Here is a 23,823-nt window from a genome sequence, read left to right as displayed (position 1 = left end):
ATGACCGTCGTCGCCACTCCCACCCAGCTCGAAGCCGTCCGCAGCGCCCGTCGCGCGTATCGCGAGGGTCTCGCCGAGCCGACCAGCGGCGTCGCCGCCGGGCTGACACAGGCGAACCTCATCGCGGTCCCCGCGGACTGGGCGTTCGAGACCCTGCTCTACGCGCAGCGGAACCCGAAGCCGTGCCCTGTGCTCGAGGTGATCGAGCAGGGCGCGGTGGAGTCGCGACTCGCACCCGGCAGCGACATCCGCACCGACATCGGTCGGTACCGCATCTGGCGCGACGGTGAGCTGGCCGAGGAGGTGTCCGACGCCCGGGGCGCATGGGACGAGCATCCGGATCTCGTCGCCTTCCTGATCGGATGCAGCTTCACGTTCGAGACCGGCCTGGCCGAGGCCGGAATCCCGATCCGGCACCAGGAGCTGGGCCGGAACGTGCCGATGTACCGCACATCGATCGACTGCGAGCCGGCGGGCCGCCTGCGCGGCGAGATGGTCGTGTCGATGCGCCCGATCCCGGCGTCCCGCGTCGCCGACGCCGTGCAGATCTCCGGGCGCACGCCGGCCGTGCACGGCGCGCCCGTGCACATCGGCGACCCGGCCTCGCTGGGCATCGCCGACCTGTCCCGTCCCGATTTCGGGGATGCCCCGGAGGTGCGCGACGGCGAGATCCCGGTGTTCTGGGCGTGCGGCGTGACCCCGCAGGCCGCGATCATGGCGTCGAAGCCGCCGTTCGCGGTGACCCACGCGCCCGGCTACATGTTCCTCACCGACATCCCCGATGCGGAGTACGTGGTCTGATGCGCATCCTCACCGCTTCCGACCGGGCGCTGCTCGTCGAGGCCGCCGACCTCGACGAGGCCATGCGGCTGAATCTGGCGTGGGCGGGGACACCCGGCGTCGTCGAGCTCATCCCGGGCGCGCGTACCGTGCTGGTGCGCTTCGACCCGGTGCTCGTGAACGCCGCCTCTCTGGCCGCCGTGCTCTCGTCCACGACGGTGGATGCCGCACACGTGCCGCATGTCGGGGAGGTGACGATCCCCGTTCGCTACGACGGCGAGGACCTCGTCGACGTCGCGGGTCTTCTCGGCGTCTCTGCCGATGAGGTCGTCGCCCGGCATCTCGCCGCGGAGTGGCAGGTGGCGTTCTCGGGCTTCGCCCCCGGATTCGGGTACACGGTCGGCTCGGATCCGATCTTCGACGTGCCGCGGCGGTCGTCGCCGCGCACGCGAGTGCCCGCCGGATCGGTCGCTCTCGCCGGGCACTTCACCGGCGTGTACCCGCGGGAGAGCCCCGGCGGCTGGCAGCTGATCGGCCGCACGGACGCGGTGATGTGGGACATCGACCGTGATCCGCCGGCGCTGTTCTCCCCGGGGACTCTGGTGCGGTTCGAGCGCGCGGAGCGCGAGGTCGTGGCGGCTGCCCCGGCTCCTGAGCGAGGAGCGCAGCGACGAGACGAAGGACGCCCACCGGGCAGCACCCTCGAGATCGTCCGCCCTGCCCTGCAGCTGCTCGTGCAGGATCTCGGGCGTCCGGGCCACGCCGCACTCGGCGTCTCCGCCTCCGGCGCCGCCGACCGCACGGCCATGCGCGATGCCAACCGCGCCGTCGGCAACGCGGCGGATGCCGCTGTGCTGGAGATCGTCGGGGGAGCGGCGCTGCGCTATCGCGGTGTCCCCACCGTCGCCGCGATCGCCGGTGCTTCCGGCGGGATGACGCTGTATGCCGCGGACGGCATGGAACGTGGCATCCGCCCCGGCGCCCCGTTCGCACTCGACGAGGGGGACGAGCTGCGGCTCGCGCATCCGGACCGCGGACTGCGGTACGCGCTCGCCGTGCGCGGCGGCATCCTGAGTCCGCCGGCGCTCGGCAGCGCGGCATCCGACACCCTCGCGGGGCTCGGTCCCGCGCCGCTGGGCGGGGGCGACGTCGTCGCCGTGGGCGATCCGCACACGGCCCCGCATCCGGTCGATCCCGAGCCGCTGGCCCGCGAACTGCCCGCCGCCGGCGAGGCCGTCGAGCTGCGCATCGTGCTCGGTCCCCGTGACGACTGGTTCACGGCCGAGGCGCTCGACGCCCTCACCGGCCAGGAGTGGGATGTCACGCCGCGATCCGACCGCGTCGGCATCCGCCTGCACGGTGAGACGCCGCTGGAGCGGGCCGTCGATGGCGAGCTGCCCAGCGAGGGCGCCGTGACCGGGGCGATCCAGGTGCCGCCGGACGGACAGCCCGTGCTGTTCCTGCCCGACCACCCGCTCACCGGCGGCTATCCGATCATCGGCGCCGTCATCGACCGCGATCTCGACATCGCCGGACAGCTCCCGCCCGGGGCGCGGGTGCGGTTCCGGGTTCTGCAGACGACCATGAGGGAAGGGACCCCATCATGAAGAGGATCCTGATCGCGAACCGCGGCGAGATCGCCGTGCGCGTCATCCGCGCATGCACCGAGGCCGGCTACGCCTCGATCGCGGTGTACGCCGACCAGGACGCCGACGCACTGCACGTGCGTCTGGCCGACGAGGCGGTGGGACTGGGGGGCTCCACCGCCTCGTCGACATACCTGTCGATCGACGCTCTCCTCGCAGCCGCCCGGGCCTCGGGTGCCGACGCCGTGCATCCCGGCTACGGCTTCCTGTCCGAGAGCGCCGCGTTCGCGCGCGCCGTCGAGGACGCCGGTCTGGTCTGGATCGGACCGTCGCCTGCGAGCATCGACGCGCTCGGCGACAAGATGACCGCTCGCCGCATCGCGCAGAAGGTCGGCGCGCCGCTCGCCGCCGGCACCGACCACCCGCTCGAGGGTCCCGCCGAGGCGGTCGCCTTCGCCGAGGAGCACGGCCTGCCGATCGCGATCAAGGCCGCGTTCGGCGGCGGCGGCCGCGGGCTCAAGGTGGTCCGCGAGCTGGACGAGGTGGCGGACGCGTTCGACGCCGCCACCCGCGAGGCGATCGTCGCCTTCGGGCGGGGGGAGTGCTTCGTCGAGCGGTTCCTCGAGTCGCCCAGGCACGTCGAGGTGCAGGTGCTCGGTGACGGACGCGGCGGGGTCGTCGTCGTGGGCGACCGGGACTGCTCGATGCAGCGGCGCAACCAGAAGCTCATCGAGGAGGCTCCGGCGCCCGGGCTCACCGACGAGCAGCGCGAGCGCATCCACGAGGCGGCACGGCTGATCTGTGCGGAGGCCGGGTACCGCAGCGCCGGTACGGTCGAGTTCCTGCTCGCCGCCGACGGCACCATCTCGTTCCTCGAGGTGAACACGCGCCTGCAGGTCGAGCACCCCGTGACCGAGGAGGTCACGGGCGTCGACCTGGTGCGCGAGCAGTTCCGCATCGCGTTCGGTGACGGGCCCTCGCTCGGAGAGACTCCGCGGCCGCTGGGCCACGCCTTCGAGTTCCGCATCAACGCCGAGGATCCGGGGCGGGGATTCCTGCCCAGCCCCGCGCGCATCGATACGCTGCGCATCCCCGGCGGTCCCGGCGTGCGGTGGGACTCCGGCGTGGAGGCGGGCGACACGGTGCAGCCCGCGTTCGACTCGATGATCGCAAAGCTGATCATCTACGCGGACTCGCGCGAGGCGGCGCTCGTCCGCGCGCGCCGAGCGCTGCGCGAACTGCACGTCGAGGGCCCGGCGACCGTGGTCGGATTCGACCGCCTCGCCGTGGATGCCGCCGAGTTCTCCACCGACGGCTTCGCGGTGCACACGCAGTGGATCGAGCAGGTGCTGCTGCCACGCCTCGAGCCGCAGCTGCGGCCCGCGCCGGTCGAGGATGCCGGGCTGGCGCGCTTCCCCGTCGAGGTCGACGGTCGCCGCGTGATGCTCGGCCTGCCGAGGGCCCTGCTGTCCGGATTCGCCGGCGCGGCGGCATCCGCTCCGGCGGAGGGGCCGAACCCGGCCGAGCTGCGCGCTCCGTCGCCGGGCACCCTCGTGCGCTGGCTGGTCGACGACGGTGCGGATGTCGCCGAGGGCGACGCTGTCGCGGTGCTGGACGCCATGAAGATGGAGACGCAGGTGACCGCGCATCGTGGCGGGACCATCGCGCACCGCATGGAGGTGGGCGCGGTGCTGCCGCCGGACGGGCTGCTCGCCACGATCGCGTAACGTCGGACTCCGAGGAGGGATGGACATGCGCATCGCCGTGCTCGGAGCGACCGGCAGGACCGGCCGTGCCGTCGCCTCGGCGGCGCTCGCCGCCGGGTACGAGATCGTCGCCTACGCGCGCCGTCCGGAGGCGGTCGTCCGCTCCGACGGCGTGCATGCGGTCGCGGGGGAGCTGGACGACCTCGGCGCGATGACCGCGGCGTTGGCCGGCTGCGACGCCGTGATCGTGGCGCTCGGCGTGAAGGCCACGCATCCGAACGCTCCGGTGATGCGGACCGCCATGCGGACGGCGATCTCGGCATGCCGCGCAGCAGGGGTCAGGCGGATCATCGTGCTCTCCGCGCTGGGCGTGGGGGAGACGCTCGCCTCCACGCGCTTCCCCTACCGGCTCGTCGTCAGGACAGCACTCATCGCCCCGTTCCGCGACCATGTCGCCGGCGAGAGTCTGCTCGTCGGCAGTGGCCTGGAGTGGACGACGATCCACCCGGGACTGCTCGGTGACGGCCCGGCCACGGCCCACCCGCTGGTCGCGGACGGTGCGGCAGGGCGCCCGGCGCCGCGCTGGCCGCACACCGAGCGGGCGGATGTCGCTGCGGTGATGCTGCGCGTCATCGACGATCCGGCGACGTTCGGGCGGCGGCTCCTGGTGCTGTCGGTGCCGCAGGCCTCCTGAGCGGGAGTTTCGGGAGGAGGGGGGCTGGACTCCCCATCCCCCTCCCCTCCTCCCGGTTGCTGCGGCAGATCCCCCGAGTGCCGCAGCCCCCTCGCAGTTGACACGCCGAAACGACTGCGGAGAGTTTCACCGCTCATCGACGCGGGGCCTTCGGGTGTCGGCCGGCTTCGGAACGGTCGGACGGCGATCCCCATCGCCGCCCATTGACTTGTTGATTGAGGGTTCAACCAATCAACAAGATAGCATCAGTCGGGGACAATGGGGAGCAGTCGATCTGACATCGGAAGGAGGCTGAGGATGCCGCGTTCTGCAGAGCAGAACCGCGAGGCGCGCGAGCGTTCGCAGGCCAGCATCCTGCAAGCCGCCTTCCAGGTGTTCGGGGAAAAGGGCTACCACGAGGCGAGCCTGGCCGAGGTCGCCCGTCAGGCGGGTGTCGCCCAGGGCCTGATCAACTACTACTACGGCGGCAAGGAGCAGCTCGTCGGTGCCGTGCTCGACGCCTACTTCGAGAAGATGACGGCGCTGGCGTTCGGAGACGAGGGCGCGGACGACCGCCTGCGCATGGTCATCGACATGTTCCTGATCGGCGCCGACCAGACCCTGCCGCAGCAGCGCATCACGCTGGGGCTGTCGATCCTGCCCGCCACGCATCGCATCTACGCCGAGTCCGAGCAGCGCAACCTCGACGCGGTGCTCGCCGCCGGCGGGCTCATGCAGGACCTCTTCCGCGAGCGCGGGGCATCCGATCCGGCGCTCGAAGAGGTCATGCTGCGCAGCGTGGTCGAGGGCGTCATCGTCAAGCGCGCGGTGTATGGCAAGACGTATCCGCTGCAGGCAGCGCGCCGCTGGCTGCATCGGATGTACGGTCTCGGCGATCCGGTGGAGCCGCTGCCCTTCGTGGCGTCCGACCCGCCGCAGGTCGCACTGCGAGCGATCGACGCATAGGCGCGCTGAGGCACGGCCGCAGTCGGGCGTCGCGCGGCGTCCGCGTTGTTCGGGAACACGAGAACGCGCGAGAACAGGGGGATCCTGCGAGTTCTGTCCTGTTCTGGAGCGATCTCCTGTTCTCGCACGGCGTCGTGTTCTCGCGCGGGCCGCGAGCAGCACGAATGACGAAGGGCGGCGCCTCCGAGAGGAGCGCCGCCCTTCGGGCATCCGATCATTCCTCCGGATCGCCACCGATCGGGCCGACCGCGGCGAGTGGCTTCGGGTCGTCGGCGCCCGTCTTGCGCAGCCGGGCGATCGCGTTGCCGCCGTGGTAGATGATGATCGCGGCGACGGTCGCGATCACGATGCCGCCCAGCTCGAAGCCGTTCTCGCCCTGGATCGCGAAGCCGCCGACCGCGACGATCAGTGCGACCGCCGCCGTGTACTGGTTGACCGGGCGCGAGAAGTCGACCTTGTTGTCGACCCAGATCTTCACGCCGATCACGCCGATCAGGCCGTACAGCGCGGTGGTCACGCCGCCGAGCACGCCGGCGGGCACCGAGTTGATGACGGCACCGAACTTCGGCGACATGCTCAGCAGGATGGCGGTGATGCCGGCGACCCAGTACGCCGCGGTCGAGTAGACGCGGGTGGATGCCATCACGCCGATGTTCTCGCCGTAGGTCGTCGTGCCCGAACCGCCGAAGAAGCCGGCCAGGGTGGTCGAGATGCCGTCGGCGATCAGCGCCTTGCCGGTGTTCTCATTGATCTTCGGGTCGTTCACCATGGTGGCGACGCCGCGCACGTGCCCGACGTTCTCGGCGATCAGCACCAGCACGACGGGCAGGAACATCGCCATGGCCGACCAGGTGCTCGGCTCGACGAAGTTCGGGAACTGGAAGTCGGGGAAGCCGATCCACGGCGCATCATCGATCAGCTGCAGCGGCGTCTTGTCGCCCAGCAGCGGGTTCGGGATGTTCAGCTCGCCGCGGAAGGCGGCGAACGCGTAGCCCGCGATCACGCCGAGGAAGATCGAGATGCGGCCCAGGAAGCCGCGGAACACCACGGCGAAGAGGATGGTCAGCGTCAGCGTGACCGTTGCGGTGATCGGCGACACGGCGAAGTTGTTGTGCGCGGCACCGGCCAGGTTGAACCCGATCAGCGCGACGATCGTGCCGGCCAGCACCGGCGGCAGGAACCGGTCGACCCAGGCGACGCCGGCGGTGTGCACGACCACACCGATGATCGCCAGGAGCACGCCGACCGCGACGATGCCGGCGAGAGCCGAGCCGGTTCCGCCGACCGCGGTCGCGGCCGTGACCGGCGCGATGAACGCGAATGAGGAGCCCAGGTAGCTGGGCAGCTTGTTGCGAGTGATCAGAAGGAAGAGGATCGTGCCGACACCGCTGAACAGCAGCGTGGTCGGCACCGGGAATCCGGTGAGGATCGGCACCAGGAACGTGGCGCCGAACATCGCGACGACGTGCTGCACGCCGATCGCGATGGTGGCGGGCCAGTTCAGGCGCTCATCAGGACGGACGACGGCGTCGGGCGCGACAGTGCGGCCGTTGCCGTGGATCTTCCACAGCGGCATGCGGGCTCCTCGGGGGTAGGGGTGGAGGCTGGGGAAACACTATCGGTTCGCCTCCGCCACCCGGGAGCCTCCGGGGCATGCGGGACGCCGCGGCTACTTCGTGAGGCGGTCGATCAGCTCGCGGTAGCGGGCGGCGGTCTGCTCGACGATGTCCTTCGGCAGCATCGGCGGCTCGCCCTGCTTGTCCCAGTTGGCGGCCAGCCAGTTGCGCACGATCTGCTTGTCGAAGCTGGCCATCCGCTCGGCCGGCGTCGTGCCGGTGCGCCAGGCCTCGGCATCCCAGTACCGCGACGAGTCGCTGGTGAGCACCTCATCGGCGAGGCGCAGTGTGCCCTCGGAATCCGTGCCGAACTCGAACTTCGTGTCCGCCAGGATCAGGCCCCTGGCCTCTGCGATCTCCGCCGCGCGGCGGTAGATCGCGAGCGACACGTCGCGCAGCTGCGCGGCGCGCTCGGGTCCGACGATCTCGGCGGCGCGCTCGAAGGAGATGTTCTCGTCGTGCTCGCCCATCGGCGCCTTATAGGCGGGGGTGAACAGCGGCTCGGGCAGGCGGTCGCCGTCCTGCAGGCCGGCCGGCAGCGGGATGCCGCAGACGGTGCCCTGCTCGGTGTACTCGGCCCAGCCGGAGCCGGTGAGGTAGCCGCGCACGACGCACTCGATGGGCAGCATCTCGAGCGACTGCGCGAGGATCGCGCGGCCGGCGACCTCTTCGGGCACATCGCCCTCGACGAGGTGATTAGGGAAGTCCAGCTGGTCGAACCACCAGTTGCTCAGCGTGGTGAGCAGCGTGCCCTTCTGCGGGATTGCGGGGGAGAGCATGAAGTCGAAGGCGCTCACCCGGTCGGAGGCGACCATCAGCCGGCGCGTGTCGCCCGGGTCGTCCGAGGCGTACAGGTCGCGGACCTTGCCCGAGTAGAGATGCCGCCAGCCGGGGATGCTCAGTGCTTCGCTCACGCGACCATCTTCGCACTACCGACGTCGGTGCCCGAGCGTAGTGTCGGTGCCGATGCCTGACGAGAGACTCACCGACCGCCTGATCCTGCGCCGCCCGACCGATGCCGACACCGATCCGATCCACGAGATCTTCTCCGATCCGCGGGTCTGGGAGCACTTCCCCACGCTCCGGCACGTCGAGCGCGCGACGACCGCGCACATGCTGACCCGCTGGCAGGAGCGCTGGGACGAGGTGGGGCTCGCGTCGTGGATCGTGCGGCTGCGCGAGACCGGCGAGGTGATCGGCACCGGAGGGGTCACGCTGCTCGCAGGAGCATCCGAGAACGCGGACGTCTGGAACCTCGGCTATCGGATCTCGGCCGACCATCATCGTCGCGGCTACGCCACCGAGGTCTCGCGCGCCGGCATCGCGGCGGCGCGGAACCTGCGCCCGCAGACGCCGATCATCGCCTTCCTCGTCGAGCACAACACCGCCTCGGCCGCGGTCGCCGAGAAGGTCGGGTTCTCGCTCGTGCACCGCGCACCGGATGCCGGAAACCCCGACCCCTCTGTGATGCGGCTGATCTACGCGGATCGGCCGCTCACCGACGCGCAGCGGGAGACCGCGCTGCGCTGATCGGCCTCACGTGCGGGTGGTCGGGATGGTATAGTCCACTTGGACTAATCGAGGTGGGATATATGGCGGCTGATGTGAAGCTCACGCCACTGGGCGCGATGGTGCTCGCGCTGCTGCGCGAGGGCGACATGCATCCCTACGAGATGATGCGTCTGCTGCGACAGCGCCGCGACGACCGCATGGTCAAGGTCACGAACGGCACCTTCTACCACACGGTCGGGCGCCTCGAACGGGAGGGGCTCATCGCCGAGGTGGGCGTGGACCGCGACGGCAACCGACCGGAGCGCACCACGTACACGCTGCAGCCCGCGGCATCCGAGGTGCTCGAGGAGTGGGTGCGCGCGGGGCTCTCGCGCACGGACCGCTCGCCCGAGTTCCGCGTCGCGCTCGCAGAGGCGCACAACCTGTCTCGTGCAGAGGTCACCGACCTCATCACTGCGCGACGGGCCGCTCTCGCCCTGCAGAGCGAGACGATCGACACCGCCCTGGACACCGCCAGCGAGCGCGGCGTCCTGGCCCAGTACCTCATCGAGGCCGATCGGCACGCTGCCCTGCTGCGCGCCGAACTGACCTGGACGGACGGCTTCCTCGACGCGCTCGCGGACGCCTCCTACGCCTGGGGAGACGACGAGCTCTCCACCCGACATCGCGCCGCCAAGGCGGCCCAGCGAAAGGCAGCATCCGAATGACAGACATGACTCCGCCGGGAACGGATGCCGCGGCATCCGCGACCACCGGCGCGCCGAAGGCGGGAACGCCGACGACCGGCACCTACGCCGTCGGCCACAAGCCGCGCAGCCCCTGGCCCGCCCTCTGGGCACTGGTCATCGGATTCTTCATGATCCTGGTCGACACGACGATCGTCTCCGTGGCGAACCCCGCCATCAAGGCCGCCCTCGACCCCGACACCAACAACCTCGACAACGTCGTGTGGGTCACCAGCGCCTACCTGCTCGCGTACGCGGTGCCGCTGCTGATCACCGGCCGCCTCGGCGACCGGTTCGGCCCGAAGAACATCTACCTGATCGGTCTGGTGATCTTCACGCTGTCGTCCCTCGCCTGCGGTCTGTCGACCAGCCTCGAGATGCTGATCATCTTCCGTGCGGTGCAGGGTCTCGGCGCGGCATTCATGACGCCGCAGACCATGGCCGTGATCACCCGCACGTTCCCGCCCGAGCGTCGCGGTGCGGCGATGGGCCTGTGGGGCGCGACCGCCGGTGTGGCCACCCTGGTCGGCCCGCTGCTGGGCGGCTTCCTCGTCGACGGCCTCGGATGGGAGTGGATCTTCTTCATCAACGTGCCGGTGGGCATCATCGGCTTCGTGCTCGCCGTCATCCTGGTGCCCCGGCTGAAGACGCATCCGCACCGCTTCGACCTCGTCGGTGTCGTGCTCAGCGCCGTCGCGCTGTTCCTCATCGTGTTCGGCCTGCAGGAGGGCGAGAAGTACGACTGGGGCGTGATCAGCGGGCCGATCACCGTGTGGGGCATGATCGCCGTGGGCGTCGTCCTGCTGATCGTCTTCGTGCTGCAGCAGTGGAAGACCAAGAGCGAGCCGCTGGTGCCGCTGGGCCTGTTCCGCGACCGCAACTTCTCGGCATCCAACGTCGCGATCGCCGCGGTCGGATTCACCGTGACCGGCATGTCGCTGCCGTTCATGTTCTTCCTGCAGCTGGCACGCGGGCTGACCCCGACCGAGGCGGCCCTGCTGATGGTGCCGATGGCCGTCATCTCGGGTGTGCTGGCGCCGTTCGCCGGTTCGCTGCTCGACAAGGTCGACCCGCGGTTCATCCTGATCCCCGGTCTGCTCTGCGTCGCCGGTGGTCTGCTCTGGAACGCGTCGCTGATGAACATGGACACGCCGATCTGGATGTTCCTGCTGCCCTCTGCTCTGATGGGCATCGGCAACGCCGGCATGTGGGGGCCGCTGGCCACCACGGCGACCCGCCGCCTGCCTCCGCGCCAGGCCGGCGCCGGCGCGGGCATCTACAACACCACCCGCACCATCGGCTCGGTGGTCGGCTCGTCGGCGATCGCCGCGTTCATGCAGGCGCGCCTCGAGGCGAACCTGCCGGGTCTCGACAAGGCCCCGGCCGGGATCGGCGGGGGCGGACAGCTGCCCGACTTCGTCGCCACGGGCTTCTCCACAGGCATGGCGCAGACCATGCTGCTGCCCGCGTCGATCATGGCGGTGGCACTGGTGGCATCCCTCTTCCTCGGCAAGTACACGCCGAAGCCGGAGGACGAGCTGCGCTGAGCGGCACACGACGTGAAGAGGGCCGGCCGGGAAGATCCCGGGCGGCCCTCTTCGCTGCCGGGTCAGTTCAGCAGCATGACACCGGCTTGAGCGATCAGCGCGAAGATCGCCGACCACAGCACGATCGATACGAGCGTCCAGACGATCACCCTGGTGCGGTTCGCGCCGAGCGACACCAGGATGCTGGACGTGAACTGGTTCGGCACGACCATCGGTCCGAGCAGGCTGACGCCGGGGACGCCGAAGCGCTCCAGCATCCGCTTGACCTTCTGCTTGCGGGCGGAGGGCTCCTCGGCGTCGTCGGCGGCTGCGCCGCGTCGAGCGAGGACCTTTCTGCGTGCGGCCGCCGCGGTGAACACGAACGCGAGCATCGAGATCGCGTTGCCGGCGATCGCGGCCAGCATGGCCACCGGCACCGGCAGGCCGGCGATCACGCCGATCAGGGTGCCGAAGTGCGACTCGACGAAGGGGATGGCGGCGGCGGCCATCACACCGAGCCACTGGAGCCAGGCGGGAAGGGACTGGGTGAAGTCGACGAGCGCGTCGTGCATGGTTGCCTCCGGTGTAAAGTGTGTTTGACATGGAAAGGATGCTTTACATCCGTGTGCGGTGTCAAGTGAGCTTTACATATCGGGCGTGTTGCTCTACGTTTGAGACGTGCGCAGCAGGGTCAAGGAGCTCAGAACCGAACGCGGGCTCTCGCAGCAGGCGCTCGCGCTCGGGGTAGGCGTCTCCCGCCAGACGATCAACGCCATCGAGACCGGTCGCTACGATCCCTCGCTGACGCTCGCTGTGCACCTCGCACGCCACTTCGGCTCCACTGTGGAGGAGATGTTCGATGTCGACGGATGAACCGGACGAGACGCCTCGGCGCCGCTGGCCGATGTCGCCGGTGAACACCGCGCTCGTCGCCCTGTGCCTCATCGGCTCGGTGCTCTCCTATGCACTCGGCGCCGCAGTCGTCGGAACCTCGCTGCTCGCCGGCGGTCTCATCGGCGGCATCGGCGCCGTCGCCGCCCGCCGCGGCAGCTCCGGCGACCTGGAGCGCGTGAACGCCCTGGAGTGGGCCGACGAGCGCGACCGCGCCGCCGGGGTCAAGGGCCTCGCCGTGGTCGGGGCCGTGGCGCTGGTGCTGAGCATCGTGCAGCTCGCCGTCGTCGCGCTCGCCGATGTCGGCCAGACCGGGCGCTTCATGGCGATCGGGATGTTCCTCGCTCTCGCCGCGTGCTGGTTCTTCGCGAACTGGTTCTTCGTCCGTCGCGGCTGACTCCGCCCGGCGTGGTGAGATGGGGGATGACCATCGCACTCTCATCGCCCTCGCTCGATCTCGCCGACTCCTGGGCGGAGGCCGTCACCGAGTTCGGCGGCGCGCACATCGACGGCGCGGGACTCAACGACGACATCACCCCCGATCGGGCGGCTGCGGAGTCGTTCGTCGAGATGGCGGAGCTGTACGGTCGCCGCGGCGCCGTGCTGCCCGAGGGGCACGTGCCCTGCGACTACTACTGGATCACCGACGGCGCCGAGGTGGTCGGCTTCATCGCGTTCCGTCGCGAGCTGAACGACTTCCTGCGCCGGGTCGGCGGCCACATCGGCTACTCCGTGCGTCCGTCGCGTCGCCGAGAGGGCATCGTGAAGACCGCGCTCGCGATGGTGCTCGACAAGGCGCGTGCCGACGGCTACGACAGGGTCATGATCACCTGCGACGACGACAACCCCGGTTCGTTCCGCACGATCGAGGGCGCCGGCGGCGTGCTGCAGGACGTCATCGACGCCAGTGAGAACGGCCACCCGCTGCTGCGCCGCTACTGGGTCGCGCTGTAGTACTCACCGGCCGCTGACCCCGTCGCACGGGGTGTCACGGATGCAGGCAGCGTGCGCGCCCGCAGGCGGACACGCTGCGGGACGCGTCTGCATGCGTTCGTCGTGCCTGCATCCGTGACGGATGCGCCGATCTACTCCGCGACGCGGGCGGCGATGTCGTGGCGGAAGTGTCCGCCATCGAGCGAGATGCGGCCCAGCGCGTCGTAGGCGCGGGCACGTGCCGTGCCGAAGTCGGCAGCGGTGGCCACGACGTTCAGCACGCGGCCGCCGGATGCCACGAGGGCTCCGCCCGGAGCATCCGGTCCCGCCGTCGCGGCGTGCACGAGCCGGACGCCCTCGACGGCGGCGGCATCCTTCAGTCCCTCGATGAGGCGCCCCGTCTGCGGCGCCTCGGGGTAGCCCTCGCTCGCGAGGACGACCGTGATCGCGACCTCGTCCGAGAACGCGGGCTGCGGCTCGTCCTCGAGGGTGCCGGATGCCGCGGCCAGCAGCAGCCGCGACAGCGGCGTGCGCAGTCGGGGCAGCACCACCTGGGTCTCGGGGTCGCCGAAGCGGGCGTTGAACTCGATGACCTTCACACCGGCGTCGGTGAGGATGAGGCCGGCGTAGAGCAGGCCGATGAACGGGGTGCCCTCGGCGTCGAGCTGACGGATGACGGGCAGTGCGACCTCGTCGGTCACCTGGGCGACGAACGCCTCCTCGCCGCCGAACCGCTCGTCCAGCCACGGCAGCGGCGAGTAGGCGCCCATGCCGCCGGTGTTCGGACCGGCGTCACCGTCGTACGCGCGCTTGAAGTCCTGTGCGGGGCTGAGCGCGCGCACGGTGTCACCGTCGCTGAGGAAGAACAGCGAGACCTCTTCGCCGGAGAGGAACTCCTCGATCAGCACCGGACCGTGCGGCAGGTAGTGCTCGGCGTGCGCGAGCGCCTCGGCGCGATCGCCCGTCACGATGACGCCCTTGCCGGCGGCGAGACCGTCGGCCTTGACCACGTGCGGGGCGCCCAGGTCGTCGAAGGCCTGCTCGACCTCGGCGACCGTCGCGGCGCGCACCGCGCGGCCGGTCGGCACACCCGCGGCATCCATGATCCGCTTCGCGAACGCCTTCGAACCCTCCATCTGCGCGGCCGCCTTGCCGGGCCCGAACACCGGGATGCCACGCTCGCGCAGCACGTCGGCGACACCTGCGACCAGCGGGGCCTCCGGGCCGACGACGACCAGATCGATGGCGTTCTCGTTCGCGAACTGCTCGACTGCCGAGCCGGACAGCATGTCCAGGTCGACGAGCGTCGCGTCCTGTGCGATGCCCGCATTGCCGGGCGCCGCGTAGATCTCGTGCGGGGTGTCCTCGGAGCGCAGGGAGAGGATGATCGCGTGCTCACGTGCACCGGAGCCGAGGACGAGGATCTTCATGCCGTCAGCCTACCGGCGGGGTCCGCGGCCGCTCCGCTGCGTTGCACCCGGCGCCCAGGGGCGGATGGACTTCGCGGGTGCCACGGCGGCTGGAGCGGCGTTCTCCATCCGTGACGCTGAGGGACGGATGGATTTCGCGGGTGCCACAGCGTCTGGAGCGACGTTCTCCATCCGCGAGGCCCGCGGCGGGATGCCCGAACGGGATGTGTGCGAGTCAGAGCTCGATGGGGCGCTCGTCCGCGGCGTCCCAGGGGATGGTCCAGCCGGCGGCGTCGAACAGTCCGTCGAGCACCATCGCGGTGAAGCCCCACACGATCGTGCCGTCGACGTCGAACGCGGGGCCGCGGAACGTCATCCCGGCGCGGCTGAGCACCGAGGTGAACCGGGTGGCGGGGTCGAGCAGCTGGGCCACGGGAACCCGGAACACCTCCACGGTCTCGGCGTGATCGACTGCGGCGACGCGCGACGGTGACCGCCACCAGGCGAGCACCGGCGTGACCAGGTGATTGCTCGCCGCGAGCGGCAGCTCGGGCAGGGTCGCGAGCACCTCGACACCGGCGGGATCGAGTCCGGTCTCCTCCTGCGCTTCGCGCAGCGCCGTCGCGATCACGTCGGCGTCCTGGGCCTCGCGCCGACCTCCGGGGAAGGAGACCTGCCCCGGATGCGATGACAGCGTCGCCGCGCGCCGCTGCAGCAGCACGTCGAGGTCGGCGGCGACCGTGGTCTCGTCGGATGTCGCGGGGACGCTGTCCAGCCGTCCGAAGAGCATGAGCACGGATGCCGGGTGCGCGCGCCCGATGTTCTGCGGGTACCTCGCGGCCCAGTCGGCACCGTGCTCGGCCGCGGCGATCAGCTCGGCGCGGGCCCCGGCAACCGTCTTCTGCGAAGTCACCCGTCGAGCCTATGCCCGCACGGGCGTCGCGGCTCGTTCCCCGGGCACCCCTCCCGGTTCCGGTCTCACTCGCGCGTACGCTGAACACCATGGCCACCCGCAGGATCGACACCGCCGACGGACGCGCGGCGCTCGCCGCGGTCGCGAACGGCGACGCCGCCCGCCCGCAGATCGCGACGGCGGTCCGCTACCTGCTGCAGCTGCTCGACGAGAAGGCTCCGGGCAACAGCGTCGAGGTGCGCGTGCCGCCGTTCGGCGCCGTGCAGGTCGTGCAGGGGCCGCGGCACACCCGCGGCACCCCGCCGAACGTGGTCGAGATGGATGCGCCCACCTGGATCGCCCTGGCCACCGGATCCGAGCAGTGGGCCGACGCCGTGGCCGCGGGCCGCGTCTCGGCATCCGGCACCCGCGCCGACATCGAGGCGCTCCTTCCGCTGCGTCCGTAGCCGACGGCGATCCGCCCCGCTATGGTCAGGGCATGCGGAGCACGTTGGCGGGGTTGATGATCGCGGCCGGCGCGTGCGCTCTGACGGGCTGCGCGGCCTTCGCGCCGCCGCCCCCGGACGACGCCGACGTGCAGGAGTGGATGCAGCAGCAGAGCGACGAGGCGGGTGAGAACGACGGCGTCATGACGGGTCTGGCGGGCAGCGCACCGGCATCCGACGAGGAGGGCACGCGGATGGACTTCGCGAGCCCGACCGATCTGTCGGCCATAGAGTTCTCCTGCTTCGGCGACGATGCGATGAGCATCGCGATCTCGTCGTCGTCCGGCGACCAAGGCGAAGGCGTCGAGATCAAGGACCTCCGCTGCGACGAGAGCCCGCACCGTCTGGACAAGAGCATCGGGACCCGCGATCTGGACTCGTTCAGCGCCAACGCCACCAGCGCTCACGGCTACGGTGCCTGGTCGATCGTCCTGCGTCCGTAGCCCACGGCGAGGGCATATCCGGACCGTGGGACAATGGATGCATGGCACGCAATGCATCCCGTGAGACCGTCGAGGCGAGGGTCCGTCCCGTGCCGCGCTATGGCGTGTTCATGGGCGCCGGTGTCGTGCTCGGCGTCATCGTCGCGCTGATCCTCACCGCGGTCGGCAGCTATGAGCCCTCCGAGGCCGCAGGGGTCGCGTACCCCGCGGGCCAGGTGTTCGGCTTCATGCTGCTGTGGACCGTGCCGATCTGCCTCGCGGTCGGCGGCGTCGTCGCGCTCATCCTCGACCGCAGCGCCCGCAAGCACGCACGGATCGTGCAGGTGCAGCACGAGCGAGTCATCACGCCCGAGGCCTGAGCGCGCTCGCCGGAACCGTGCGCTGATCCCCGCGCGCACGCACGCCCGACTGAACCGGTTGCCGTCGACTGCACCGGTTATCGACGTCGATACACGGTTCGCTCGACGGCAGGGGGTTCGCTCGACGGCGAGGGGTTCACTCGGCCACTGCCGGTGCAGCTTGCGCAGCCGAGGCCTAGGCCAGTTCGCCGATCACCGGCCTGATCGCCGAGTCGAAGGCGACCACGTCGCGACGCAGACCGTCGGTGACCGCCACCGTCAGCGCGCCGATCCACCAGATGCCGCGCTGCGAGAGCGGCAGCACCTGCACGTTCAGCTCGAACGAGTGCGCACGCCGGCCGATCTCGCGCTCGAACTCGGCGATCGCGCTCGCATAGGCGCGGTACGAGTCGCCGGAGGAGTTCACGGTCGCCACGTACCGCTTGTGCGCATCGGTCGCGAAGCGCAGCGCCGTCGCGGCGTGCGGCGCGATCGCCGCGCGCAGCTCATCGGCGCCGGACGCCGGCAGGGCGACCATCGTGTCGAAGCCGTCGATCAGCTCCAGCGGCACGTCGCTGCGGTGGGCGCGCGGCTCGACGGTCATGTCCCAGTACGAGCGCCACTGCTCCTCGACGGCGTCGCTGGCATCAGCGGCATCCGGTGCGCGCACCTCGAGCCCGCGCAGCGCGGGCATCTCGTCGGGTTCGCGCACGCCGAGCAGCTGCCGCAGCGCGAGCGCGATCAGCACCGGTGTGCCCGCGTCCTCGCGGATCAGCCACTGCGGCTTCTCGCTCATGGCCCCCATCGTAGGAGACACCTCTCCCGGACATCACCCATCCGCGAGCCGGTAGGCTGTCCTGGTGGCAGACTCCACCACCAATCCCTACGCAGCAGCAGGCGTCGACACCGCTGCCGGCGATCTGGCCGTCGAACTCATGAAGTCCTCTGTGCGCGCGACGCACGGGCCGGAAGTGCTCGGGGGCGTCGGCGGATTCGCCGGACTCTTCGACGCGAGCGCGCTGCGCGACTACCGGCATCCGCTGCTCGCCACCTCGACCGACGGCGTCGGCACGAAGGTCGCGATCGCGCAGGCGATCGACAAGCACGACACGATCGGGCAGGACCTGGTCGGCATGGTCGTGGACGACATCGTCGTGGTCGGCGCGAAGCCGCTGTTCATGACCGACTACATCGCGTGCGGCAAGGTCGTGCCGAACCGCATCGCCGACATCGTGCGCGGCATCGCGGATGCCTGCACGGCGACCGGCACCGCGCTGGTCGGCGGCGAGACCGCCGAGCACCCCGGCCTGCTGGGCCCTGACGACTACGACGTCGCGGGCGCCGCCACCGGCGTCGTCGAGAAGGACGCCGTGCTCGGCGCCGAGCTCGTGCGCGACGGCGACGCCGTGATCGCGCTGGCCTCGAGCGGCCTGCACTCCAACGGCTTCTCGCTGGTGCGCCACATCCTCACCGGCGCCGGCATCGGCTACGGCGACCGCGCAGAAGACCTCGGTGCGACCTGGGGCGAGGCGCTCCTCGAGCCGACCCGGCTGTACACGCTGCCGCTGCTGAAGCTGATCGATCAGCTCCCCGGCGCCGTGCACTCGCTCAGCCACGTCACCGGCGGCGGCATCGCCGCCAACCTCGCCCGCGTGCTGCCGCAGGGCAGCTGGGCCGAGGTCGATCGCGCGACCTGGTCGCCCGACCCGGTGTTCCGCGTGCTGGCCGACATCGCCGGCACCCCGCTGGAGCAGACCGAGGGCACCTGGAACCTGGGCATCGGGTTCCTCGCGATCGTCGACGGCGCGCAGGCGGATGCCGCGATCGCGGCCGTCGAGGCGCAGGGCATCGCCGCCTGGCGTGCCGGCACGGTGCACATCGGCGCCGTCCCCGGCGAAGGATTCGAACAGGGCGCCAAGGGCGTCGACGGTGGAGCGGTGCGCCTGGTGGGCGGCTACCGGGACGGAGCGAAGTAACACCCCATGTGCGGCATCGTCGGAATGGTCGGCAACGGCCCGGTCAACCAGGACATCTACGACGCACTCCTGCTTCTGCAGCACCGCGGGCAGGATGCCACCGGCATCGCCACCGCGGAGTCGACCGGTGTCATGCACACCGCGAAGGCGCAGGGCATGGTGCGCGAGTCGTTCCGCACCCGCGACATGCGCGCGCTGCTGGGCAGCGTGGGCCTCGGCCACGTGCGCTATGCGACGAAGGGCACCGCCTCCAGCGAGGAGGAGATGCAGCCGTTCTACGTGAACTCGCCGTACGGCATCGTGCTCATCCACAACGGCAACCTCACCAACACGCGTGAGCTGACCGCCGAGATGGAGCAGCGCGACCGCCGTCACCTGAACTCGTCGAGCGACACCGAACTGCTGCTGAACGTCCTCGCGCACGAGCTGCAGACCACCACGTCGCCGGTCGACCTCGACCCGGAGCGCATCTTCGAGGCCGTGGCGAACACCCACAAGCGCATCGAGGGCGCTTACGCGGTGATCGCGATCATCGCCGGTTACGGCCTGCTCGCGTTCCGTGACCCGTTCGGCATCCGTCCGCTGATCCTGGGCCGTCGCACCACCGGCAACCCGGGCGACTCCGACGAGTGGGTCGTGACCAGCGAGTCGCTGGTGCTCGAGAACGCCGACTACGAGATCGTCCGCGAGGTCGCCCCCGGTGAGGCCGTGTTCATCAGCAACGAGGGCGAGCTGTTCTCGAAGCAGTGCGCAGAGAACCCGCAGCTCATGCCCTGCGCGTTCGAGTACGTGTACCTGGCCCGCCCCGACTCCGTCATGAACGGCGTCTCGGTGTACGAGTCGCGGCTGCGGATGGGTGAGAAGCTCGCCGACACGATCGCCAAGCACGTGCCGCGCGACAAGATCGACGTGGTCATGCCGATCCCGGACTCGTCGCGTCCTGCGGCGATGGAGGTCGCCCGCAAGCTGGGCATCGAGTACCGCGAGGGCTTCTACAAGAACCGCTACGTGGGGCGCACGTTCATCATGCCCGGCCAGGCGGTGCGCAAGAAGAGCGTGCGGCAGAAGCTGAACGCCATGTCGACCGAGTTCAAGGGCAAGAACGTGCTGCTCATCGACGACTCGATCGTGCGCGGCACCACCAGCAAGCAGATCATCCAGATGGCGCGGGACGCCGGGGCGCTGTCCGTGACGTTCGCGTCGGCCGCGCCGCCGGTGCGCTACCCGCACGTGTACGGCATCAACATGCCGTCGAAGCTCGAGCTCGTCGCGCACGGCCGCACGATCCCCGAGATCGCCGAAGAGCTCGGATGCGACCACATCGTCTTCCAGGAGGTCGACGACCTCAGAGCGGCGATCACCGAGGGCACAGACCTGGTCGACCTCGACATGAGCTGCTTCGACGGCCGCTACGTCACCGGCACCGTCACCGAGGAGTACCTGGACTGGGTGGAGAGGTCGCAGACTTCGTGACCTCCGGCGCATCCGCGTCGGTGCGCCCTCTCTGGCGGGGGCGCGCGTTCGCGGTGCTCGGCATCATCCTGCTGGCGTTCTCGCTGCGCTCGGCTGTGGCGTCGCTGTCGCCGGTGGTCGGGCTGATCGCGGCGGACTTCCCGGTTCCGCCGGTGGTCCTCGGCCTCATCGGCGCCGCACCGCCGGTCTGCTACGCCGTCTTCGGCCTGGCGACACCGTGGCTGGAGCGCCGGCTCGGCCTCGAGCGGATGACGGTCATCGCCGCGGCCCTGATCACGCTGGGGCTGGTGGCGCGCGGCTTCGCGGTGGACTCGGTCACGCTGATCGCCGCGACGGCACTGGTGTTCGCCGGCGTCGGCACCGGCAACATCCTGCTGCCGCCGCTGGTGAAGAAGTACTTCCCCGACCGGCTCGGCCTCATGATGACCGTGTACTCGGTCGCGATGGCCGCGTCGACGTTCCTTCCGCCGCTGATCGCGGTGCCGGTGGCGGATGCCGCGGGCTGGCGTGTCTCGCTCGCCGAGTGGGCCGTTTTCGCCGTTGCGGCGATGATCCCATGGATCGTGCTGATGCTGCGGGACAAGGCTCCGGCCCCCACCCCGGCCGCCCCGCGAGCGACGGAGGCGCCAGACGAAACGCCCCAGGACCGCGAGTTCGAGTCCGTCACCGGGCCGGTCGTCGTCGCGCCCGCCGACTCCCGCATCCTGAGCCGTCTGCCCCGGCTGCCGCTGGCCTGGGCGATGACGTTCATCTTCGGTGTCTCGGCATCGATGGCGTACGTGTCGTTCGGCTGGCTGCCGCAGGTGATCGCCGATGTCGGCGACGTCTCGGCCGCCGAGGCCGGCTTCCTGCTCGGCGTCTTCTCGGTGGTCGCGCTGCCCTGCTCGCTGGTGGTCCCCGGACTGACGGTGCGCTATGCCTGGGCGACACCGGTGCTGCTGATCACGTCGGTCGTGACCGGGTCGATCGGCCTGCTCGGCCTTGTCCTGGCCCCGCACGCGTTCCTGTACGGCTGGGTGGTGCTCTACGGCCTGACCGGCATCATGTTCCCGATGAGCCTCGCGCTGCTCAGCATCCGTGCCCGCACCCACGAGAGCGCCGTCGCGCTGAGCGGATTCGTGCAGAGCCTGGGCTACGGCTTCGCCGCGATCTTCCCGATCCTGTTCGGCGTGCTGCACGGCGCGACCGGCGGATGGCAGGTGCCGCTGCTGATGATGGTCGTGCTTCTCGTGGCCGCCGTGCCGGCGGGCATCGTGATCGCGCGTCCGCTGACGATCGAGGATGCCTGGACCCGCCGCCACGGGAAGTGGTGACGGACCCGGATCAGGGCTTGCCCAGGTTCAGCGCCAGGCAGTCGGTCCGGCCGTCGACGGGGAACACGCCGAGGCGCCCGTCGGCCAGCACGCAGGTGAACAGGTCGGGGACGCGGCCGGTGGCGCCGCCGACGGCACCGATCTGCCAGGACGCCGCGCACTGGTTCTCGGCAGCGGTCACCCGGTCGGCCATCGCGGGCAGTTCGCCGATGACGCCGTCCGTCGGTGCGGCGGACACCTCTGTCGAGGCCGAGTCGGTGTCTGCGGCCTGATAGCAGACCGAGCCGCTCTTCTCGGTGTCCGTGGCCTGCACGACGGCGAACGCGCCGCCGGTGAGGAGCACAGCGGCGAGCGTGCTGCCGGCCAGGGTCATGATGCGCGATCGCCGGCGCTGCGCAGCGCCCCGCGCCGAGATCCGCCTGCGGATCTCTTCGAACTGGGCCGCGTAGTACTCGTCGACGTCAGCCATCGCCCGCCCCCCTCAGAACGTCGCCCCACCTCGTCGCCGAAGCAGCCACTCGCGGATCATGCCTCCGTTCGGCCGCACCTTCCGCACGGCCTCCTTGTAGGTCAGCCCATGCACGAGGCACTGGCAGACGATCTCCTGGTCGATCGCGTCGAGGCGAGCGACCGCGGCTTCGAGCGTAGCGGTCAGGGCCTGCTTCGCAACAGGGTCGATCTCGGTGAGGGGAGCGTGTGCGGGGACCGCGAGAGTGGCGGGGCGGGTGGACGTGCGGGCACCTGCGTGGAGGTGCTGGGCGTTCGCGATCTGCTCCTGAGCGATGGACAGCATCCACGGCAGGGCCGATCCGCCCGGCATCCGGTTCTCGTCGAGCCGTTCCCACGCGAAGGTGAACACCTCCTGCAGGACGTCGTCGACGGTGTTCTCGTCAGCCAGCTGCGAGTGGATCAGCGCGTGCACGGCGGGCACGTGCCGGTGGAACAGGGTGCGGAACGCATCCGCATCGCCACGACGAAACGCCGCCACCAGGGTGCGATCGGTCGCGAGGTCGGCGGGGGCGGATTTCTCGGGTGTGCCCTCCATCACCTCCATTCTCCCTGTAAATCGGGAAAATGGTGTCCCGAGCTTGTCGAAGCGCTCCGCACGAGGCACTCTGAGAAGACATGTGATGAGACTCGGAGGGGTTCGATGAAGCGCAGGACGGCAATCAGATCATCGATCGCGGCGGTGTTCGGGGCGGTGATGCTGGTCGCATCGGCACCGATGGCGGGTGCGCAGACCGCTGAGCCGGATGCTGTCGAGCCGGCGCAGCCGGAGCAGCACTGCGTGCAGAACATCGACACCGGGAGCCTGGTGTGCGCCGACTCCGAGAGCGAACTCGGGGCGGCCGTCTTCGACGAGACGGGCAAGGTCCTCACCTACCAGACGAACGGCGCCCTGTCCCGCGCCACTGCGAGCGCTGCCGCGACCTACGTGATCGGCACCTTCTACTCGTACCCGAACTACGGCGGCAGTTCGCGCACGCTGACGGGGTCCACCCCGTGCAGCTCCGGCGGTGCGTACAACTACCGCGATCTGTCGCTGATCGGCTGGAACAACGACATCGACTCGTTCAAGAGCTACTCCGGGTGCATGACGAAGCTCTGGGACGGTACGGACTTCAGCGGCAGCGCCTACGGCTACTTCACGAACGTCGCCGACCTCGGTTCGTGGCGCAACAAAGCGTCGTCCATCCGCTGGCTCTGAGCCCCGCACTCAGCCGACGGTGACCTCGTCACCGACGCGGATCACACCACCGCGGCCGCTGAGGTCGTCGACGTCGCCGCTGACGACGCCGGCCTCGCTCTGAAGCAGCAGCAGGCGGCCCAGCATCGGCTCGGCCTGGCCGACACGTCTGGTGAGCGTGGTGAGCACCTTCGCGTCGCGCACACCGGTGTCGGGATTCGCGTGCGTGGCGAGGCAGCGCACGATCGGGCCCTGGGCGACCAGACGCACGTCGCCGATGCGCACGTCGCCGCTCCAGCGCAGCTCGTCCCAGGCATCCACTCCGTCGATCACGACGTTGGAGCGGAACCGGCGGCCGTCGATCCCCATCTCGAGGGCGTCGCCAAGCGCGGAGACGCTGGCGGTGCTGTGTACCGAGACAAAGCCGCGCGATCGGTCCTGGAACCGGGACTGCATTCCGTCGCCGACCAGGGCGAGCGGCAGCCGACCCGGACGGTCGAGCCGCTTGGCGTCGGTTGTGGACATCACGAACTCGGTCATCGCCTCGGCGAGCTCGGCTCGGCCGTCGTCGTCGAGACTCGCATCGACCAGCACGACGTCCTCGTGACTGACCTGCACGCGCAGCGTGTCGTGGTCGTAGCGCAGCCGCAGGGCGGCCAGAGCAGGGAACGACTCCAGCGCGAGGCCCTTCGACTTCGGCCAATAGTGCAGGCCCGCGTCGTCGAGCTCCGGGGTCGCGGCATCCGCGAACCGGAACGCGAGCACCCGGTCGCCCGCGATGCGCCCGTCGGACTGCACGGTCAGCTCCTCGCAGGGCTCCGGGGTGAATCCTTTGACGGGATAGCGGTACAGGGCGACGACGCGAGGCATGC

General features: G+C 70.4%; 27 protein-coding genes. 18 read left to right on the top strand and 9 right to left on the bottom strand.

What is annotated here, in order from left to right:
- The 5 genes from ACFVAE_RS18130 (at position 1) to ACFVAE_RS18110 (ending at position 5,711) form a co-directional block, all read left to right on the top strand.
- Positions 1-801, top strand: coding sequence for a putative hydro-lyase (locus tag ACFVAE_RS18130; protein ID WP_378895336.1), 801 nt, complete (start codon positions 1-3; stop codon positions 799-801).
- On the top strand, positions 801-2,387 hold the full coding sequence (locus ACFVAE_RS18125; RefSeq protein ID WP_378895333.1) for a carboxyltransferase domain-containing protein: 1,587 nt from the start codon (positions 801-803) through the stop codon (positions 2,385-2,387). The genes ACFVAE_RS18130 and ACFVAE_RS18125 overlap by 1 nt, the downstream gene beginning before the upstream one ends.
- Complete coding sequence (locus ACFVAE_RS18120; RefSeq protein WP_378895330.1) at positions 2,384-4,093, top strand: acetyl/propionyl/methylcrotonyl-CoA carboxylase subunit alpha; 1,710 nt, start codon at positions 2,384-2,386, stop codon at positions 4,091-4,093. The genes ACFVAE_RS18125 and ACFVAE_RS18120 overlap by 4 nt, the downstream gene beginning before the upstream one ends.
- Positions 4,094-4,118: 25 nt before the next feature.
- The gene (locus tag ACFVAE_RS18115; protein WP_378895327.1) at positions 4,119-4,766 is read left to right on the top strand and encodes an NAD(P)-dependent oxidoreductase; all 648 of its coding nucleotides are present in this window, start codon (positions 4,119-4,121) and stop codon (positions 4,764-4,766) included.
- Positions 4,767-5,063: 297 nt separating this feature from the next.
- The gene (locus ACFVAE_RS18110; protein WP_378895324.1) at positions 5,064-5,711 is read left to right on the top strand and encodes a TetR/AcrR family transcriptional regulator; all 648 of its coding nucleotides are present in this window, start codon (positions 5,064-5,066) and stop codon (positions 5,709-5,711) included.
- Between the two features lie 214 nt (positions 5,712-5,925).
- On the opposite strand, the gene ACFVAE_RS18105 is transcribed toward ACFVAE_RS18110, so the two are convergent.
- Together ACFVAE_RS18105 and ACFVAE_RS18100 are read right to left on the bottom strand one after the other, a co-directional pair.
- A complete protein-coding gene (locus tag ACFVAE_RS18105) occupies positions 5,926-7,287 on the bottom strand; it encodes a uracil-xanthine permease family protein (protein WP_378895322.1) in 1,362 nt (453 codons plus the stop codon).
- 93 nt (positions 7,288-7,380) lie between these two features.
- Positions 7,381-8,241 carry a phosphoribosylaminoimidazolesuccinocarboxamide synthase gene (locus ACFVAE_RS18100; protein WP_378895319.1) on the bottom strand — a complete coding sequence of 287 codons (861 nt, stop codon included), beginning with the start codon at positions 8,239-8,241 and terminating at the stop codon, positions 7,381-7,383.
- A 52-nt stretch (positions 8,242-8,293) separates the two neighbouring features.
- Here ACFVAE_RS18100 and ACFVAE_RS18095 point away from each other — a divergent pair, with 52 nt between their 5' ends.
- From ACFVAE_RS18095 to ACFVAE_RS18085, 3 genes are all read left to right on the top strand, one after another.
- Positions 8,294-8,857 (top strand): GNAT family N-acetyltransferase, encoded by a 564-nt coding sequence (locus ACFVAE_RS18095; RefSeq protein ID WP_378895316.1) that lies wholly within the window; start codon positions 8,294-8,296, stop codon positions 8,855-8,857.
- Between the two features lie 62 nt (positions 8,858-8,919).
- A complete protein-coding gene (locus ACFVAE_RS18090; RefSeq protein WP_378895313.1) occupies positions 8,920-9,546 on the top strand; it encodes a PadR family transcriptional regulator in 627 nt (208 codons plus the stop codon).
- A gap of 149 nt (positions 9,547-9,695) precedes the next feature.
- The gene (locus tag ACFVAE_RS18085; protein WP_378895413.1) at positions 9,696-11,111 is read left to right on the top strand and encodes a DHA2 family efflux MFS transporter permease subunit; all 1,416 of its coding nucleotides are present in this window, start codon (positions 9,696-9,698) and stop codon (positions 11,109-11,111) included.
- Positions 11,112-11,173: 62 nt separating this feature from the next.
- Here the strand turns inward: ACFVAE_RS18085 and ACFVAE_RS18080 are convergent, their stop codons facing one another.
- Positions 11,174-11,662 carry a hypothetical protein gene (locus ACFVAE_RS18080; protein ID WP_378895310.1) on the bottom strand — a complete coding sequence of 163 codons (489 nt, stop codon included), beginning with the start codon at positions 11,660-11,662 and terminating at the stop codon, positions 11,174-11,176.
- A gap of 106 nt (positions 11,663-11,768) precedes the next feature.
- On the opposite strand from ACFVAE_RS18080, the gene ACFVAE_RS18075 reads away from it, so the two are divergent.
- Genes ACFVAE_RS18075 through ACFVAE_RS18065 form a run of 3 tightly spaced genes read left to right on the top strand, consistent with a single transcriptional unit; the run spans position 11,769 to position 12,935 of the window.
- A complete protein-coding gene (locus tag ACFVAE_RS18075) occupies positions 11,769-11,963 on the top strand; it encodes a helix-turn-helix transcriptional regulator (RefSeq protein WP_378895307.1) in 195 nt (64 codons plus the stop codon).
- The gene (locus ACFVAE_RS18070) at positions 11,950-12,378 is read left to right on the top strand and encodes a hypothetical protein (protein ID WP_378895304.1); all 429 of its coding nucleotides are present in this window, start codon (positions 11,950-11,952) and stop codon (positions 12,376-12,378) included. The genes ACFVAE_RS18075 and ACFVAE_RS18070 overlap by 14 nt, the downstream gene beginning before the upstream one ends.
- A 26-nt stretch (positions 12,379-12,404) precedes the next feature.
- Positions 12,405-12,935: a GNAT family N-acetyltransferase gene (locus ACFVAE_RS18065; protein WP_378895301.1), complete on the top strand. Its 531-nt coding sequence runs from the start codon at positions 12,405-12,407 to the stop codon at positions 12,933-12,935.
- A 131-nt stretch (positions 12,936-13,066) separates the two neighbouring features.
- Here ACFVAE_RS18065 and purD read toward each other — a convergent pair whose 3' ends face one another.
- Positions 13,067-14,344: a phosphoribosylamine--glycine ligase gene (gene purD / locus ACFVAE_RS18060; RefSeq protein ID WP_378895299.1), complete on the bottom strand. Its 1,278-nt coding sequence runs from the start codon at positions 14,342-14,344 to the stop codon at positions 13,067-13,069.
- Positions 14,345-14,558: 214 nt separating this feature from the next.
- A complete protein-coding gene (locus tag ACFVAE_RS18055; protein ID WP_378895296.1) occupies positions 14,559-15,236 on the bottom strand; it encodes an NUDIX hydrolase in 678 nt (225 codons plus the stop codon).
- A gap of 89 nt (positions 15,237-15,325) precedes the next feature.
- On the opposite strand from ACFVAE_RS18055, the gene ACFVAE_RS18050 reads away from it, so the two are divergent.
- Genes ACFVAE_RS18050 through ACFVAE_RS18040 form a run of 3 tightly spaced genes read left to right on the top strand, consistent with a single transcriptional unit; the run spans position 15,326 to position 16,523 of the window.
- Entirely contained in the window at positions 15,326-15,682 is a 357-nt protein-coding gene (locus tag ACFVAE_RS18050; protein WP_378895293.1) for a sterol carrier family protein, read from the top strand.
- 32 nt (positions 15,683-15,714) lie between these two features.
- On the top strand, positions 15,715-16,164 hold the full coding sequence (locus tag ACFVAE_RS18045; RefSeq protein WP_378895291.1) for a hypothetical protein: 450 nt from the start codon (positions 15,715-15,717) through the stop codon (positions 16,162-16,164).
- Positions 16,165-16,205: 41 nt separating this feature from the next.
- Positions 16,206-16,523 (top strand): potassium transporter Trk, encoded by a 318-nt coding sequence (locus ACFVAE_RS18040; protein WP_378895288.1) that lies wholly within the window; start codon positions 16,206-16,208, stop codon positions 16,521-16,523.
- 175 nt (positions 16,524-16,698) lie between these two features.
- On the opposite strand, the gene ACFVAE_RS18035 is transcribed toward ACFVAE_RS18040, so the two are convergent.
- Positions 16,699-17,298, bottom strand: a complete 600-nt coding sequence (locus ACFVAE_RS18035) for a zinc-binding alcohol dehydrogenase (RefSeq protein WP_378895285.1) — start codon at positions 17,296-17,298, stop codon at positions 16,699-16,701.
- Between the two features lie 64 nt (positions 17,299-17,362).
- On the opposite strand from ACFVAE_RS18035, the gene purM reads away from it, so the two are divergent.
- The 3 genes from purM to ACFVAE_RS18020 are packed head-to-tail and all read left to right on the top strand — an operon-like array spanning position 17,363 to position 21,264.
- Positions 17,363-18,478 (top strand): phosphoribosylformylglycinamidine cyclo-ligase, encoded by a 1,116-nt coding sequence (purM, locus tag ACFVAE_RS18030; protein WP_378895282.1) that lies wholly within the window; start codon positions 17,363-17,365, stop codon positions 18,476-18,478.
- 6 nt (positions 18,479-18,484) lie between these two features.
- A complete protein-coding gene (gene purF, locus ACFVAE_RS18025) occupies positions 18,485-19,951 on the top strand; it encodes an amidophosphoribosyltransferase (RefSeq protein WP_378895279.1) in 1,467 nt (488 codons plus the stop codon).
- Positions 19,948-21,264, top strand: a complete 1,317-nt coding sequence (locus ACFVAE_RS18020; RefSeq protein ID WP_378895278.1) for a CynX/NimT family MFS transporter — start codon at positions 19,948-19,950, stop codon at positions 21,262-21,264. Before purF ends, ACFVAE_RS18020 begins: the two co-directional genes overlap by 4 nt.
- Positions 21,265-21,274: 10 nt before the next feature.
- Here the strand turns inward: ACFVAE_RS18020 and ACFVAE_RS18015 are convergent, their stop codons facing one another.
- The gene (locus ACFVAE_RS18015; RefSeq protein ID WP_378895275.1) at positions 21,275-21,733 is read right to left on the bottom strand and encodes a hypothetical protein; all 459 of its coding nucleotides are present in this window, start codon (positions 21,731-21,733) and stop codon (positions 21,275-21,277) included.
- A gap of 12 nt (positions 21,734-21,745) precedes the next feature.
- Positions 21,746-22,309: an RNA polymerase sigma factor gene (locus ACFVAE_RS18010; protein ID WP_378895274.1), complete on the bottom strand. Its 564-nt coding sequence runs from the start codon at positions 22,307-22,309 to the stop codon at positions 21,746-21,748.
- Between the two features lie 105 nt (positions 22,310-22,414).
- Here ACFVAE_RS18010 and ACFVAE_RS18005 point away from each other — a divergent pair, with 105 nt between their 5' ends.
- The gene (locus tag ACFVAE_RS18005; RefSeq protein ID WP_378895271.1) at positions 22,415-22,972 is read left to right on the top strand and encodes a hypothetical protein; all 558 of its coding nucleotides are present in this window, start codon (positions 22,415-22,417) and stop codon (positions 22,970-22,972) included.
- A gap of 9 nt (positions 22,973-22,981) precedes the next feature.
- On the opposite strand, the gene ACFVAE_RS18000 is transcribed toward ACFVAE_RS18005, so the two are convergent.
- Entirely contained in the window at positions 22,982-23,821 is an 840-nt protein-coding gene (locus ACFVAE_RS18000; protein WP_378895268.1) for an MOSC domain-containing protein, read from the bottom strand.
- Positions 23,822-23,823: the final 2 nt, after the last annotated feature.

Source organism: Microbacterium sp. NPDC057659 (assembly GCF_042799915.1).
In the GTDB taxonomy this organism is placed as follows: domain Bacteria; phylum Actinomycetota; class Actinomycetes; order Actinomycetales; family Microbacteriaceae; genus Microbacterium.
Note: the sequence above shows the minus strand (reverse complement) of the source record. Positions and strands in the feature narration are given on the sequence as shown.